Source organism: Streptomyces sp. NBC_00210 (assembly GCF_045160975.1).
Lineage (GTDB): Bacteria > Actinomycetota > Actinomycetes > Streptomycetales > Streptomycetaceae > Streptomyces.
On sequence record NZ_CP108120.1, the window covers coordinates 2,353,103 to 2,370,000 of the forward strand.

General features: G+C 66.2%; 5 protein-coding genes, 1 tRNA gene and 2 rRNA genes (1 of these 8 cut by a window edge). 1 reads left to right on the plus strand and 7 read right to left on the minus strand.

From position 1 onward, the window contains the following. Positions 1-12: 12 nt before the first annotated feature. From OG729_RS10545 to OG729_RS10560, 4 genes are all read right to left on the minus strand, one after another. A complete protein-coding gene (locus tag OG729_RS10545; RefSeq protein WP_360882354.1) occupies positions 13-855 on the minus strand; it encodes a helix-turn-helix domain-containing protein in 843 nt (280 codons plus the stop codon). A 189-nt stretch (positions 856-1,044) separates the two neighbouring features. Beyond that, positions 1,045-3,801 (minus strand): DNA translocase FtsK, encoded by a 2,757-nt coding sequence (locus OG729_RS10550; RefSeq protein WP_405811100.1) that lies wholly within the window; start codon positions 3,799-3,801, stop codon positions 1,045-1,047. A 115-nt stretch (positions 3,802-3,916) separates the two neighbouring features. After that, positions 3,917-4,600: a response regulator gene (locus tag OG729_RS10555; RefSeq protein WP_360882358.1), complete on the minus strand. Its 684-nt coding sequence runs from the start codon at positions 4,598-4,600 to the stop codon at positions 3,917-3,919. A gap of 244 nt (positions 4,601-4,844) precedes the next feature. Then, positions 4,845-10,325: a HAMP domain-containing protein gene (locus OG729_RS10560; RefSeq protein ID WP_405805716.1), complete on the minus strand. Its 5,481-nt coding sequence runs from the start codon at positions 10,323-10,325 to the stop codon at positions 4,845-4,847. 268 nt (positions 10,326-10,593) lie between these two features. Here OG729_RS10560 and OG729_RS10565 point away from each other — a divergent pair, with 268 nt between their 5' ends. Beyond that, a complete protein-coding gene (locus OG729_RS10565; protein ID WP_405805717.1) occupies positions 10,594-13,248 on the plus strand; it encodes a SpoIIE family protein phosphatase in 2,655 nt (884 codons plus the stop codon). A 46-nt stretch (positions 13,249-13,294) separates the two neighbouring features. On the opposite strand, the gene OG729_RS10570 is transcribed toward OG729_RS10565, so the two are convergent. The 3 genes from OG729_RS10570 to OG729_RS10580 form a co-directional block, all read right to left on the minus strand. Beyond that, positions 13,295-13,367 (minus strand) — tRNA-Thr (locus OG729_RS10570). A 211-nt stretch (positions 13,368-13,578) separates the two neighbouring features. Then, positions 13,579-13,695 (minus strand): 5S ribosomal RNA (rrf, locus tag OG729_RS10575). A gap of 80 nt (positions 13,696-13,775) precedes the next feature. Then, positions 13,776-16,898 (minus strand): 23S ribosomal RNA (locus OG729_RS10580) (it continues 1 nt past the right edge of the window).

Genomic DNA, 16,898 nt, shown 5'->3' on the forward strand with positions numbered 1-16,898 from the left:
GTGCTCGACCGGCTAGCCGACCTCGGGGTCGCCCTTGGTGTACGACAGTCGCTCGACCTGGCCGGTCTCGAACTCGTCCTCGACCTTCTTGCCGTTCACATACAGCTCGATCGCCCCGGCGTTCCCGAGGATCAGATCGACCCGCTCGTCGTCCTGGAAGGTCTTGGACTCGCCCTTGAGCAGCGTGCCGTCGAAGAGCAGCTTGCCGTTGTGCGATTTGGCGGAGATCCAGCTCTTGTCCTCCAGGACGGAGAGCTTGACCGTCACCTTGTCCTTCGGCACCGCCGCAATCGCGCTGTCCGACGGGTCCGGCTTAGGTTCCGCGTTCTTGGTCGGCTTCGTCGGGCTGGGCTTCTGCTGGGGCGCCGCGCCCTCCGCCACATGGTTGCTCTTGCCGCCGTCGTCCCCGCCGTTGATGAGCGTGAAGCCGACGAAGCCGATCACGGCGACGATCGCGGCGACCATGGCGGCCGTCCAGTTGGGCCGGCGTGGTTCGGGGCGGATGCGCTCGGCCTCGAAGAGCGGCGCGGCAGGCGTCGGCGAAGGACGGCCGCCGTGCTCCGCGTCGTACTGCGCGACGAGCGGATCGGGATCGAGACCGACGGCACGCGCGACCGTGCGGATGTGCCCGCGCGCGTAAACGTCACCGCCGCAGCGGGTGAAGTCGTCCTGCTCGATCGCCTGCACGATCGGGATGCGCACCCGGGTGGAAGAGCTGATCTCGTCGACGGTCAGACCTGCGGCGATACGTGCTTCCTGGAGCGCACAACCGATCGAAGGCCGGTCGTCTTCGATCGCAGGCTGGTCGTCTTCGATGGAAGGCCGGTCGTCTTCGGGGGAGTTGCCGATGGACACGGGGGCGCCTTTCGAGCGTGTAGCCACCTGCTGGAGGTTCAGTCTATGGGTGGTACGAAAGGGTGGGGCAACCGGGCGGAGGGAGTTTGTACGCCATCAGAATGGCCGGGCATCCTGATGATGGGACATCTGGCTGTCCCTCCCTCCAACTTGACGTACGACTGAGGGAAACGGTTGCTCTCGGAACAGTTACGAGTCAGACTCCCCGCGGATTACGGCGAGCACTCCATCCAGCTCATCCGGCTTCACGAGAACATCGCGCGCCTTGGAGCCCTCGCTCGGCCCGACGATATTCCGCGACTCCATCAGATCCATCAGTCTGCCCGCCTTGGCGAAGCCCACGCGCAACTTTCGCTGCAGCATCGACGTCGAGCCGAACTGGGTGGATACCACCAGCTCAGCGGCTTGGCACAACAGATCGAGATCGTCGCCGATGTCCTCGTCGATCTCCTTCTTCTGCTTGGTGCCCACGACGACGTCGTCCCGGAAGACCGGGGCCATCTGATCCTTGCAGTGCTGGACGACCGCCGCGACCTCGTCCTCGGTGACGAAGGCGCCCTGCATACGGGTCGGCTTGTTCGCTCCCATCGGCAGAAAGAGGCCGTCGCCCTTGCCGATCAGCTTCTCGGCGCCCGGCTGGTCGAGGATGACCCGACTGTCGGCGAGCGAGGAGGTGGCGAACGCCAGCCGTGAGGGCACATTCGCCTTGATCAGACCGGTGACGACGTCGACCGAGGGCCGCTGCGTCGCCAGTACCAGATGGATGCCGGCGGCGCGCGCCAGCTGGGTGATGCGGACGATGGCGTCCTCGACGTCGCGCGGCGCCACCATCATCAGATCGGCCAGCTCGTCCACGATGACCAGCAGATACGGATACGGCGTGAGCTCGCGTTCGCTGCCCGTCGGCGGCTTGACCTTGCCGTTCCTGATGGCCTGGTTGAAGTCGTCGATATGGCGGTAGCCGTACGCCGCGAGGTCGTCGTAGCGCAGATCCATCTCGCGAACGACCCACTGCAGCGCCTCGGCGGCCCGCTTGGGGTTGGTGATGATCGGCGTGATCAGGTGCGGGATGCCCTCGTACGCGGTGAGCTCGACCCGCTTGGGGTCGACGAGCACCATCCGTACGTCCTCCGGCGTCGCCCGCACCATCACCGAGGTGATCAGGCAGTTGATGCAGGAGGACTTTCCGGAGCCGGTCGCACCCGCGACCAGGACGTGCGGCATCTTCGCGAGGTTGGCCATCACATAGCCGCCCTCGACGTCCTTGCCGAGCGCCACCAGCATCGGATGCTCGTCGCCCGCCGCGTCCGCGAGCCGCAGCACATCGCCGAGATTGACCATCTCACGGTCGGAGTTCGGGATCTCGATGCCGACCGCGGACTTGCCCGGAATCGGCGAGATGATCCGTACATCGGGGCTGGCGACGGCGTACGCGATGTTCTTGGTGAGCGCGGTGATCCGCTCGACCTTCACGGCCGGGCCGAGCTCCACCTCGTACCGCGTGACCGTCGGACCGCGGGTGAAGCCGGTGACGGCCGCGTCGACCTTGAACTCCATGAAGACATTGCTGAGCGAGGCCACGACGGCGTCATTGGCGGCGCTGCGCGTCTTGCCCGGGCCGCCGCGCTCCAGCAGGTCCAGGGACGGCAGGGAGTAGGTGATGTCTCCCGAGAGCTGCAGCTGCTCGGCGCGTGGTGGCAGGGGCTGGGAGTCGTCGGGCGCGGACTTGGTCAGATCCGGCACGGGCGACTTGGGCCCGCGCTCCTTCGGCTCGGACTCCTCGGGCTCGCGCGCGGACGGCACGGGAGTGGCGGCCCGCTGCCGCTCGGCGGTGACGTCCCGGGTGAGATCCGCGACGAGCGGCGACGGCGGCATGCCGTTCAGTACGGCACCGTCCAGGGCCGCGGCCGCCGCCGCGGCCACGTCCACGGCGTCCATCGGGCGGTCCATGGCGGGCTGCACGGAGGTCCTGCGCGGCCGCCGGCGCTTGGACAGCGCCTCCTCCTCGGCGTGGTCCGGGTCGTAGTCCTCCGGCGCTTCGCTCCGGCGCGCGGACGAGCGGCGCGCGCGGCCGGGGACGGCCTGGCGCCACTGCTCCTCGTACCGCTGGTCGTCCTCGCCGTCTTCCTCCACCTCGTGCGCGGGGTCCATGAGGCCCAGCTTGGAACCGAGGAGCCGCAGCCGCTGCGGGATGGCGTTGACGGGCGTTGCCGTGACCACCAGCAGGCCGAAGACGGTGAGCAACACGAGCAGCGGTACGGCGAGCACCTCGCCCATGGCGAGGATCAGCGGCTTGGACGCGGCCCAGCCGATCAGCCCGCCCGCGTCCTGCATCGCCTCCGTGCCGGCGTCGCGGCCCGGCGAACCGCAGGCGATGTGGACCTGTCCGAGCACTCCGACGACCAGCGCGGACAGACCGATCACGATCCGCCCGTTGGCCTCGGGCTTCTCGGGATAGAGGATCAGCCGTACGGCGATGGCGACCAGCAGTATCGGCACCAGCAGATCGAGCCGGCCGAAGGCGCCGGTCACCAGCATCTCGACGAGATCGCCGACCGGCCCGCTCAGACTGGACCAGGTGCCGGCGGCGATGATCAGCGCGAGAGCGAGCAGCAGCAGCGCCAGACCGTCCTTGCGGTGCGCCGGGTCGAGACCTTTCGCGCCACGCCCTATGCCGCGGAACAGCGCGCCCACGGCGTGTGCGAGACCGAGCCAGAGGGCGCGCGCGAGGCGGTACACGCCCCCAGTCGGGGAGGGCGCGGGCTTGGGCACCGCTGCCTTCTTGGCCGCCGCCTTCTTTGCGGGTGCCTTCTTCGCGGGCGCGGTCTTCTTGGCGGCGGCCTTCTTGGCGGGCGCCGCCTTCTTCGCACCGGTCGTACGGCCGGCCCGCGGCTTCGCGGTGCCCGCCGCGCCCTGGGAACTCTTGCCGGACGTACGTGAGGCCATGGTGGTGAGGTTACCGGTGTCGACGGCAGTGGACACGTGTGCCTACTACCTCACCCGTTCGTGTCGCCCCGATGGGGGCGGGAAGCTGACGCTCCATCAAGCCCCGGGCAGTCGTTCAATTCTGCGAGGGCAGCGCGGCCGTACCGCCGCCGGTGCCGGGCTCCAGCGCGTCGAGCGCCCGGCGCAAACCGGTCAGTTTGCGTTCGAGATGGGCCGCGGTGGCGACTGCGGCGGCGTCCGCCGAGTCGTCGTCGAGCTGTTTGGACAGCGCTTCGGCCTGCTCCTCAACTGCCGCGAGCCGCGCCGAAAGCTCGGCGAGCAGCCCCGCGGGCTCCTTGCTGTCGCCCGCGCTCGCGTGCCCGCCGCCCTCGAGCTGGAGCCGCAGCAGCGCGGCCTGCTCACGCAGTTGGCAGTTCTTCATGTACAGCTCGACGAAGACCGAGACCTTGGCGCGCAGCACCCACGGGTCGAACGGCTTGGAGATGTAGTCCACGGCTCCCGCGGCATAACCCCGGAAGGTGTGGTGCGGGCCGTGGTTGATCGCGGTGAGGAAGATGATCGGGATGTCCCGGGTCCGCTCCCGCCGCTTGATGTGCGCGGCGGTCTCGAATCCGTCCATACCTGGCATCTGAACGTCCAGCAGAATGACCGCGAAGTCGTCCGTCAGCAGCGCTTTGAGCGCTTCCTCCCCTGACGATGCCCGCACCAGTGTCTGATCGAGCGCAGAGAGGATCGCCTCCAGCGCGAGCAGATTCTCCGGCCGGTCATCGACCAGGAGGATCTTGGCCTTCTGCACCATGGCCCGCCCTCCTCGCCCCGGATGTGCACCGGGCGCCGCCCCAGGGGACGACTCCCTTGCGTCGCCCGTCCTTGTGCCGGTCATGGTAGCCGCACCCCGCCTGTCGCCACACCCTGTCACCGCGATGTCACTGTGCACGTAGCAGAAACGTAGCGGGAGACCAGAAGGTTCCCCGAATACCGCCGCCTCACACGCCTTCGGCCACACTCAGTCAACAACCCGCACGGAATCGTGCGGGCACCGGTCACTCCCCGCGCATCCATTGCTCCATCACCGAGAGCAAATGGTCAGGATCCACCGGCTTGGTGACATAGTCGGAAGCTCCGGACTCGATCGCCTTCTCGCGATCACCCTTCATCGCCTTGGCAGTCAGCGCGATGATCGGCAGACCGGCGAACTGCGGCATCCTGCGGATCGCGGTCGTCGTCGCGTACCCGTCCATTTCCGGCATCATGATGTCCATCAGTACGACCGTCACATCGTCGTGCTGTTCCAGGACTTCGATGCCCTCGCGGCCGTTCTCGGCATACAGCACAGACAGCCCGTGCTGCTCCAGCACGCTGGTGAGCGCGAAGACATTGCGGATGTCGTCGTCGACGATGAGCACCTTCTCGCTGTCGAAGGTGAAGGTCCGCCTCGGCTCGGGCAGCTCCTGGCTGCCGATCGCGCCGGGCCACTGCTCCACGCCCGCCGACGGTCCGCTCTGGCCGGGCAGCGCGCGCCGCTGCTCCATGGAGTTCAGCGCCTTGCGCCGCCGCCGGAAGAGCGCGGCCGGAGCGGAGTGCGCGTCCAGGGGCCCGGAAGACTCCTGCTGCGCCTGCAGCACCCCGTCCTCCGCACCGTCGTCGGCCGCGCCCTGCGGATCGGCCGCGCCGGGGGCGAGCTGCGGGTAGCCCTGCGGCGGCAGTTCGCTCGGGTGAAGGGGCAAGTAGAGCGTGAACGTCGAGCCGCGGCCCGGTTCGCTCGCCGCGTGGATCTCGCCACCGAGCAGCCGCGCGATCTCCCGGCTGATGGACAGCCCCAGTCCCGTGCCACCGTATTTCCGGCTGGTCGTGCCGTCGGCCTGTTTGAACGCCTCGAAGATCACCCGCATCTTGCCGGCCGCGATCCCGATGCCGGTGTCCGTGACGGAGAAGGCGATCAGATCGCCGTCCGCGTCCCGCAGCGAGCCCGCCTCGAGCAACTGCTCGCGGATCGACTGCGGCACATCGGCGCTCGCCGGCCGGATCACCAGCTCCACCGCGCCGCTGTCGGTGAACTTCACCGCGTTCGACAGGAGGTTGCGCAGCACCTGCAGCAGCCGCTGCTCGTCCGTGTGCAGCGTCGCGGGCAGCTCCGGCGACACCCGTACGGAGAAGTCGAGCCCCTTCTCCGCGGTCAGCGGCCGGAACGTCGCCTCCACATAGTCGACGAGCTGCACCAGCGCGATACGGGTCGGGCTGACGTCCATCTTGCCCGCCTCGACCTTCGACAGATCGAGGATGTCGTTGATCAGCTGCAGCAGATCGGAACCCGCGCCGTGGATCGTCTCGGCGAACTCGACCTGCTTCGGCGAGAGATTCCCCTCGGCGTTGTCCGCGAGCAATTTGGCCAGGATCAGCAGGGAGTTGAGCGGCGTACGCAGCTCGTGCGACATGTTCGCCAGGAACTCCGACTTGTAGCGCATCGAGACCGCGAGCTGCTCGGCCCGCTCCTCCAGCACCTGCCGCGCCTCTTCGATCTCGGTGTTCTTCACCTCGATGTCGCGGTTCTGCTGCGCCAGCAGCTCGGCCTTCTCCTCCAGCTCGGCGTTGGAGGCCTGCAGAGCCTTCTGCCGGTTCTCCAGCTCCGCCGAGCGCTCACGCAGCTGCTCGGTCAGCTCCTGCGACTGCTTGAGCAGCACCTCGGTCTTCGTATTGACGCTGATGGTGTTGACGCTCGTCGCGATCATCTCGGCGATCTGGTTGAGGAAGTCCCGCTGGATCTGGGTGAAGGGCTGGAACGACGCCAGCTCGATCACCCCCAGGACCTTCCCCTCGAAGAGCACCGGCAGCACGATCACATACGCCGGTGAGGCCTCCCCGAGCCCCGAGGAGATCTTCAGATAGCCCGGCGGCACGTTCACCTGGATGGTCCGCTTCTCCTCGGCCGCCGTGCCGATCAGGGTCTCGCCGGGCCGGAAGGAGGTCGGCATCAGACCTGCGGAGTAGCCGTAACTGCCGCGCATGCACAGCTCGTACGACAGCTCCCCGCCCCCCGACACATCGGCGCCGCCGCCCGTCGGCATCGCCAGGAAGAAGGCGCCGTGCTGCGCCGAGACGACCGGTGTGAGCTCGCTCATGATCAGCGAGGCCACGTCGTCGAGGTCGCGACGGCCCTGCATCAGCCCGGAGATACGGGCCAGGTTGCCCTTGAGCCAGTCCTGCTCCTCATTGGCCAGGGTGGTGTCGCGCAGGTTCGCGATCATGGTGTTGATGTTGTCCTGGAGGACCTGGATCTCGCCGGCCGCGTCCACATCGATCTTGAGATTCAGATCGCCGCGGGTCACCGCGGTGGCGACGGCCGCGATGGCACGCACCTGCCGGGTGAGGTTCCCGGCCATCTCGTTCACCGACTCGGTCAGGTCGCGCCAGGTGCCGTCGACGTCCCGCACCCGGGCCTGACCGCCCAACTGCCCGTCCGTGCCCACCTCGCGGGCCACTCGGGTGACCTCCCCGGCGAAGGAGGACAGCTGGTCGACCATCGTGTTGATGGTGGTCTTCAGCTCCAGGATCTCGCCCCGGGCATCGATGTCGATCTTCCGGGTGAGATCGCCCTTGGCGATGGCGGTGGTGACCGTGGCGATCTGCCGCACCTGGCCGGTCAGATTGGAGGCCATCGAGTTCACGGACTCGGTGAGGTCCTTCCACGTACCGGAGACGCCCGGCACATGGGCCTGGCCGCCCAGTTCACCCTCGGTGCCCACCTCGCGCGCCACCCGGGTCACCTCGTCGGCGAACGAGGACAGCGTCGTCACCATCGTGTTGACGGTCTCGGCCAGCTCGGCGACCTCGCCGCGCGCCTCGACCGTCACCTTCTTCGTCAGATCACCATTGGCGACCGCCGCGGAGACCCGGGCGATGTTACGCACCTGATTGGTGAGGTTGTTGGCCATCAGGTTGACGTTGTCGCTGAGGTCCTTCCAGATGCCGGTGACACCGCGCACCCGCGCCTGGCCGCCCAGGACACCTTCCGTACCCACCTCACGGGCGACCCTGGTCACCTCGTCGGCGAAGTCCAGCAGCTGGTCGACCATCGTGTTGACCGTCGTCACCAGTTCGAGGATCTCGCCCTTGGCATCGACGGTGATCTTCTTGGAGAGGTCGCCCTTGGCGACCGCCGTGGTCACCTCGGCGATATTGCGCACCTGCGAAGTCAGGTTGTTCGCCATGAAGTTGACGGACTGGGTGAGGTCCTTCCAGGTGCCCGAGACGCCCTGCACCTCCGCCTGGCCGCCGAGGATGCCCTCGGTACCCACCTCGCGCGCCACCCTGGTGACCTGCTCGGCGAAGTTGGAGAGCTGGTCCACCATCGTGTTGAGGGTGTTCTTCAGCTCCAGGATCTCGCCCCGGGCATCCACGTCGATCTTCTGCGACAGGTCACCACGGGCCACGGCCGTTGCGACCTGCGCGATGTTACGGACCTGACCGGTGAGGTTCTCGGCCATGCCGTTCACCGAGTCGGTCAGATCACGCCACACACCGGCGACGCCGGGCACCTGCGCCTGACCGCCGAGGCGGCCCTCCGTACCCACGTCACGCGCCACCCGGGTCACCTGCTCGGCAAAGGCCGAGAGCTGGTCGACCATCGTGTTGATGGTGTTCTTCAGCTCCAGGATCTCGCCCCGGGCATCCACGTCGATCTTCTGCGACAGGTCACCACGGGCCACCGCGGTCGTCACCTGCGCGATCTGTCGCACCTGCGAGGTCAGGTTCCCTGCCATGAAGTTGACGGAGTCGGTCAGTTCCTTCCAGGTACCGCTGACGCCGTCGACGCGCGCCTGGCCGCCGAGCCGTCCCTCCGTGCCCACGTCACGCGCCATCCGCGTCACCTGGTCGGCGAACGAGGACAGCTGCGCCACCATCGTGTTCACGGTGTTCTTCAGCTCGAGCATCTCGCCCGCGACATTGACGGTGACCTTCTGCGACAGATCGCCGTTCGCCACCGCCGTCGTCACCTGCGCGATGTCCCGCACCTGGCCGGTGAGGTTGCGGAACGCGGTGTTCACCGAATCCGTCAGGTCCTTCCACGTACCCGCCGCACCCGGTACCCCGGCCTGCCCGCCCAGGCGGCCCTCTACGCCGACCTCCCGGGCCACCCGCGTCACTTCGGAACCGAAGGCCGAGAGCTGGTCCACCATCGTGTTGACGGTGTTCTTGAGCTCCAGCATCTCGCCGGCCACATCGACGGTGACCTTCTGCGACAGATCGCCGTTCGCCACCGCCGTCGTCACCTGGGCGATGTCCCGCACCTGAGTGGTCAGATTGCGGAAGACCGTGTTGACCGAGTCCGTGAGGTCCTTCCAGGTACCGGCGGCTCCCGGCACCTGCGCCTGACCGCCGAGCAGCCCCTCGGCACCGACCTCGCTGGCCACCCGGGTGACCTCGTCCGCGAACGTACGCAGCGTCTCGGTCATCTGGTTGATGGTCTCGGCGAGTTGGGCCACCTCGCCGCGCGCGCTCACCGTGACCTTCTGCGACAGATCACCGTTGGCGACCGCCGTCGTCACCTCGGCGATACCGCGCACCTGCGAGGTCAGGTTGCCGGCCATGGTGTTCACCGAATCGGTGAGGTCCTTCCACACCCCGGCCACACCGGGCACCGTCGCCTGACCGCCCAGCTCGCCCTCGGTGCCGACCTCCCGCGCCACGCGGGTCACCTCGGAGGAGAAAGAGGACAACTGGTCGACCATCGTGTTGACGGTGTTCTTCAGCTGAAGCATCTCGCCGGCGACATGGACGGTGACCTTGCGCGACAGATCGCCCTTGGCGACCGCCGTGGTGACGAGAGCAATGTCACGTACCTGAGCGGTCAGCCGGTACGCCATCGTGTTCACCGAATCCGTGAGATCTTTCCACGAACCGGACATACCGCGCACCTGTGCCTGGCCACCGAGCTTGCCCTCGGTACCGACCTCCAGCGCCACCCGGGTCACCTCGTCGGTGAACGCCGACAGCTGGTCGACCAGGTTGTTGACCGTACGCGCGACCTTCAGGAACTCACCGCGCAGCGGCCGTACGGACCCGTCCGTGCCGTCCATGCCGTGCGAGCGCAGCTCCATACGCTGCTCCAGGTCGCCCTCGGCAACCGCAGAGAGCACCCGCCCCACCTCGGACACCGGCCGCGCCAGATCGTCCACCAGTGCGTTGGACGCGTCGATGGCGGCCGCCCAGGAGCCCTCACAGGCCCCCGTCTCCAGCCGCTCCGTCAGCTTCCCCTCGCGCCCGACCATCCGGCGTACGCGCGCCAGCTCACCCGTCAGATGCAGATTACGGTCGGCCACCTCGTTGAAAACGGCGGCGATCTCCGACATCACGCCATCGCCCGACACAGTCAGACGTCGGCGGAAATTGCCGTCACGCATCGACACCAGGGCCGCCAGCAGCCTGTTCAGGGCCGCCGTATCCACCTCGGTTGTCCCATTGCTCCGGGACCGTCCGCCTTTTGCGCGCGTGCTGTTGCCACGCGCCGCCACGCCAGACTCCACCGCGTCCCTCCCGCAGGGTTGACCGTACTGCCCGGGCTGTCTCTGGACAGCCTGCCCAGTGTTTCACCATGGCCGAACCAGGCCATAACAGTTCGGCAGCTTCGCATAGCGTCCCCGCCTCCGGAGGACGGAAACAGCCTCGACCGGCATCCACTCGGACAGCGAAGGTAAGTAACCTGGCATCCGGCTGTCCAACCGCCCCGTCCGCCCGGCGGGGGCGGTGCGGAACGAGTACTACCACCGGGCACCGGGAGGAGCAGGCCGCATCATGGCAGAGCCGGGCGTCGAGACGCGTACGAGGAGTGCTGTGATCACCGCGCGGGCGGCTGCCAGCTTCGACCCAGCCGGACGGTCCGTCGCGACCGCCCGCGCCTTTGTCCGCGACACCCTCCAGGGGTGGGGGTACTCCGATGTCGTCGACGACGCGGTCGTCCTCACGAGTGAGCTGGTCACCAACGCCGTCATCCACGCGGGCACCACCGCCGACGTCCTGTGTCTGCGCACGGAAGACGGTGTGCGCGTCGAAGTCGCCGACCGCTACCCCGAGCGCGAGATCCCGATCCAGGGCACCGGGCGTTCACTCGGCAACCTCGACCGTGAGAACGGCCGCGGACTGCTCCTGTGCGCCGCCCTCGCCTCCCGCTGGGGCGTCGACTACACCCCCACCCACAAGCTGGTGTGGTTCCAACTCGACCTCCCGCAGCGGCCGGTCGGCACCCGCTCCGCCGGCCCCGTCCTGCCCACGGCGCTCCTGCCGGTCGCCGACGAGCGCGTGCGTGTGGCCGTCGCCCAGATCGACCGCACCGGCTCGATCTCCGTCTGGAACGAGGACGCCGAGCACCTCTTCGGATTCGCCGCCGAGCAGGTCATCGGCAAACCCCTCACCGACTTCGCCGCCTGGCCGCACACACCCGGCATCGGGACCGGCATCGCCGAGGCGCTCCGGCTCTCCCGCTGGGAGGGCAGTTACGGCATCCGCGGCATCGACGGCCGCGTCATCCCCGTGTACGCATCCCACCTTCGGGTACGGGACACGCACGGCGAACCCTCCACCGTCTGCCTGCTCGTACGCGACGACGAACGAGCGGTCCTGCAGACCCCGCAGCGCGCCCCCGTGACCGAGACGGGCGCCGAGAGCCACGCCGTCGACCCCTTCGAGGTCTTCATCGGCTCGCCGGCCCCCGACGACCTCGACGGTCTCCTCCAGCGCACCGTCGAACGCGCCCGCGACATGCTCGACGGCGACGCCGCCTTCCTTCTCCTCGCCACCGACGACGAGACCGAGTTGGAGGTACGGGCCACCACCGGCCTGCCCTCGGCCCGCCAGCGCTTCGCCCGCGTCCCGGTCGAAGCCGGCAGCGGCCGCTACGGCTCCGCCCGGATGCCCGCCGTCCACGAGGACCTCACGGCCGTCCCCGGCGCGGTGCCCCTGCTCAACTCCACCGGCATGCGCTCGGTCGTCACCGTCCCGCTCAAGGTCGAGGGACGGCTCACCGGCTCCCTCGGCGTCGCCGCCGAGGCCGCGGGCCGTTACTCCAACGAGGAGGCCCTGCGCCTCCAGTTCGCCGCCGACCGTATCGCCCTGGCCGTCGAATCCGCCCGCCTCGGCGAACTGGAACGGCTGCGCCGAGGTTCCCTCTCCTTCCTCGTCGAGGCCTCCGACCTGCTCGCCGGCACCCTCGACCGCGACCAGACCCTGGCCCTGATGGCCCAGATGACGGTCCCCACCCTCGCCACCTGGTGCGCCGTCTACACGATCGCCGACCAGGCGTCAGATCCGTATCTCAGCTATGTACTTCACGAGGACGAGGAGAGAATCGACGGCCTCAAGGCCCTTCTCTCCAAGATCGACCCGCCCGACCCGGTACCCACCCCCGGCGCCCGCATCTGGACCGCGCCCGCCGAGGCCGGCCACAAGGCGGCGCTGCGCACTTCCCGGCGCGAACTCGGCCTCGGCTCATCGCCACCGGTCTCCTCCGGCATCGGCGCCACCCTCGCCACGGCCGCGGCGGTCGGCGGCGAGACGGTTGTCCTGCCGCTGTTCGCCCGCAACCGCGTCATCGGCATGCTGACCCTCGGGAAGCCATCCGACGACCACTTCCGCCAGGAGATCCTGGAACTCGCCGAGGACCTCTCCCGCCGGGCGGCCCTCGCCCTCGACAACGCGCGGCTGTACTCGGAGCGCATGGCCATCAGCCAGTCGCTCCAGCGCAGCCTGCTGCCGCCGGAACTCCCCCAGATCCCGGGCGTCGAGGTCGAGGTGATCTACCGCGCGGCCGGCGAAGGCAATGAAGTCGGCGGCGACTTCTACGACCTCTTCCCGATCCGCGACGGCGCGTACGGCTTCGCCATCGGCGACGTCTGCGGTACGGGACCGGAAGCCGCGGCCGTCACCGGCCTGGCCCGCCATGCCCTGCGCCTGCTCGCCCGCGAGGGCTTCGGCGGCCCCGCGGTCCTGGAACGCCTGAACGCGGCCATCCTGGACGAGGGAGCCCGCAGCCGCTTCCTCACTCTCCTCTATGGCGAGTTGTGGCCACAGGAGGACGGCAGCGCGATCCTCAAGGTCGTCTGCGCCGGCCACCCGCTTCCGCTGCGCCTGCGCCAGGACGGCAGCGTGGAACCGGCGGCGGAGCCGCAGCCGCTCCTCGGCGTCATGGACGACCTGGAGCTGTACGAGCAGATGGTGACCCTCGACCCCGGCGACGTACTCCTCTGCGTGACCGACGGCGTCACCGAACGCCGTGAGGGCACCCGCATGCTGGGCGACGACGGCCTGATGGACGTCCTCACCACCTGCACAGGTCTTACGGCGGGTGCGGTCGCCTCCCGCGTCCTGCGCGCGGTCGAGCGCTTCGCCGCGGAACCCGCCTCCGACGACATGGCGATCCTCGCGATGCGGGTACCCGAGCCCCACAGGCCCTGAACACGAAGAAGGCCCCCGCCACTTGGCGGGGGCCTTCTTCGTGGTGAGCCCCAATACGGAATCGAACCGTAGACCTTCTCCTTACCATGGAGACGCTCTACCGACTGAGCTATTGGGGCCTGTTGCGCTGCGGCAACGAGGTAGATCGTACCCCGAGCAGACGGCTGCTTCGAACCATCCCCTCCGACCGTTTCCAGCAAACCAGTTCCAACGGACCGCCCACCAGACCACTCCAAGCGGCCCCCGGCAGCGACCACTTGGAGGCCGGCGCCGGCCTCTGAACGCAGAAAAGCCCCGCACCAGAAGGTGCGGGGCTTTCCCACAATAATTGTTCGGCGGTGTCCTACTCTCCCACAGGGTCCCCCCTGCAGTACCATCGGCGCTGAAAGGCTTAGCTTCCGGGTTCGGAATGTAACCGGGCGTTTCCCTAACGCAATGACCACCGAAACTCTATGAAAATATTGAACTCCAGCCGGCCAAAAGGCGAGTTCGTTACTTCAGAACATACACAGTGGACGCGAGCAACTGAGGACAAGCCCTCGGCCTATTAGTACCAGTCAGCTCCACCCCTTACAGGGCTTCCACATCTGGCCTATCAACCCAGTCGTCTACTGGGAGCCTTAACCCCTCAAAGGGGGTGGGAGTCCTCATCTCGAAGCAGGCTTCCCGCTTAGATGCTTTCAGCGGTTATCCTTTCCGAACGTAGCCAACCAGCCATGCCCTTGGCAGGACAACTGGCACACCAGAGGTTCGTCCGTCCCGGTCCTCTCGTACTAGGGACAGCCCTTCTCAAGACTCCTACGCGCACAGCGGATAGGGACCGAACTGTCTCACGACGTTCTAAACCCAGCTCGCGTACCGCTTTAATGGGCGAACAGCCCAACCCTTGGGACCGACTCCAGCCCCAGGATGCGACGAGCCGACATCGAGGTGCCAAACCATCCCGTCGATATGGACTCTTGGGGAAGATCAGCCTGTTATCCCCGGGGTACCTTTTATCCGTTGAGCGACGGCGCTTCCACAAGCCACCGCCGGATCACTAGTCCCGACTTTCGTCCCTGCTCGACCCGTCGGTCTCACAGTCAAGCTCCCTTGTGCACTTACACTCAACACCTGATTGCCAACCAGGCTGAGGGAACCTTTGGGCGCCTCCGTTACCCTTTGGGAGGCAACCGCCCCAGTTAAACTACCCATCAGACACTGTCCCTGATCCGGATCACGGACCCAGGTTAGACATCCAGCACGACCAGAGTGGTATTTCAACGACGACTCCACCTGAACTGGCGTCCAAGCTTCACAGTCTCCCACCTATCCTACACAAGCCGAACCGAACACCAATATCAAACTGTAGTAAAGGTCCCGGGGTCTTTCCGTCCTGCTGCGCGAAACGAGCATCTTTACTCGTAGTGCAATTTCACCGGGCCTATGGTTGAGACAGTCGAGAAGTCGTTACGCCATTCGTGCAGGTCGGAACTTACCCGACAAGGAATTTCGCTACCTTAGGATGGTTATAGTTACCACCGCCGTTTACTGGCGCTTAAGTTCTCAGCTTCGCCACACCGAAATGTGACTAACCGGTCCCCTTAACGTTCCAGCACCGGGCAGGCGTCAGTCCGTATACATCGCCTTACGGCTTCGCACGGACCTGTGTTTTTAGTAAACAGTCGCTTCTCGCTGGTCTCTGCGGCCACCCCCAGCTCACCGAGTAAATCGGATCACCAGTGATGGCCCCCCTTCTCCCGAAGTTACGGGGGCATTTTGCCGAGTTCCTTAACCATAGTTCACCCGAACGCCTCGGTATTCTCTACCTGACCACCTGAGTCGGTTTAGGGTACGGGCCGCCATGAAACTCGCTAGAGGCTTTTCTCGACAGCATAGGATCATCCACTTCACCACAATCGGCTCGGCATCAGGTCTCAGCCTCAATGTGTGACGGATTTGCCTATCACACGGCCTACACCCTTACCCCGGGACAACCACCGCCCGGGCTGGACTACCTTCCTGCGTCACCCCATCGCTTACCTACTACCACCTTGGACCGGCGGCTCCACCACTCCCCTTCACCCGAAGGCTCCAGGACGGCTTCACGGCCTTAGCATTAATGGGCTCGATACTGGGCGTTTCAAAGCGGGTACCGGAATATCAACCGGTTGTCCATCGACTACGCCTGTCGGCCTCGCCTTAGGTCCCGACTTACCCTGGGCAGATCAGCTTGACCCAGGAACCCTTAGTCAATCGGCGCACACGTTTCTCACGTGTGTATCGCTACTCATGCCTGCATTCTCACTCGTGAACCGTCCACAACTCGCTTCCGCGGCTGCTTCACCCGGCACACGACGCTCCCCTACCCATCCCAGCGGGCGTTGGCCCTCATGCTGGAATGACACGACTTCGGCGGTACGCTTGAGCCCCGCTACATTGTCGGCGCGGAATCACTTGACCAGTGAGCTATTACGCACTCTTTCAAGGGTGGCTGCTTCTAAGCCAACCTCCTGGTTGTCTCTGCGACTCCACATCCTTTCCCACTTAGCGTACGCTTAGGGGCCTTAGTCGATGCTCTGGGCTGTTTCCCTCTCGACCATGGAGCTTATCCCCCACAGTCTCACTGCCGCGCTCTCACTTACCGGCATTCGGAGTTTGGCTAAGGTCAGTAACCCGGTAGGGCCCATCGCCTATCCAGTGCTCTACCTCCGGCAAGAAACACACGACGCTGCACCTAAATGCATTTCGGGGAGAACCAGCTATCACGGAGTTTGATTGGCCTTTCACCCCTAACCACAGGTCATCCCCCAGGTTTTCAACCCTGGTGGGTTCGGTCCTCCACGAAGTCTTACCTCCGCTTCAACCTGCCCATGGCTAGATCACTCCGCTTCGGGTCTTGAGCGCGCTACTAAACCGCCCTGTTCGGACTCGCTTTCGCTACGGCTTCCCCACACGGGTTAACCTCGCAACACACCGCAAACTCGCAGGCTCATTCTTCAAAAGGCACGCAGTCACGACTGCTGTTCCGAAGAACAACAGCGACGCTCCCACGGCTTGTAGGCACACGGTTTCAGGTACTATTTCACTCCGCTCCCGCGGTACTTTTCACCATTCCCTCACGGTACTATCCGCTATCGGTCACCAGGGAATATTTAGGCTTAACGGGTGGTCCCGCCAGATTCACACGGGATTTCTCGGGCCCCGTGCTACTTGGGTGTCTCTCAAACGAGCCGCATAGATTTCAGCTACGGGGGTCTTACCCTCTACGCCGGACCTTTCGCATGTCCTTCGCCTATCTATACGGTTTCTGACTCGTCTCACAGCCGGCAGACTGTGAAAGAGAGATCCCACAACCCCGCATGCGCAACCCCTGCCGGGTATCACACGCATACGGTTTGGCCTCATCCGGTTTCGCTCGCCACTACTCCCGGAATCACGGTTGTTTTCTCTTCCTGAGGGTACTGAGATGTTTCACTTCCCCTCGTTCCCTCCACACTGCCTATGTGTTCAGCAGCGGGTGACAGCCCATGACGACTGCCGGGTTTCCCCATTCGGAAACCCCCGGATCAAAGCCTGGTTGACGGCTCCCCGGGGACTATCGTGGCCTCCCACGTCCTTCATCGGTTCCTGGTGCCAAGGCATCCACCGTGCGCCCTTAAAAACTTGGC

What these genes read in the sequence shown, in the direction of transcription:
- OG729_RS10550 (WP_405811100.1), bottom strand. Translation starts at nt 3,801, where the DNA reads ATGGCCTCACGTACGTCCGGCAAGAGTTCCCAGGGCGCGGCGGGCACC.
- OG729_RS10565 (WP_405805717.1), top strand. Translation starts at nt 10,594, where the DNA reads ATGGCAGAGCCGGGCGTCGAGACGCGTACGAGGAGTGCTGTGATCACC.
- OG729_RS10555 (WP_360882358.1), bottom strand. Translation starts at nt 4,600, where the DNA reads ATGGTGCAGAAGGCCAAGATCCTCCTGGTCGATGACCGGCCGGAGAAT.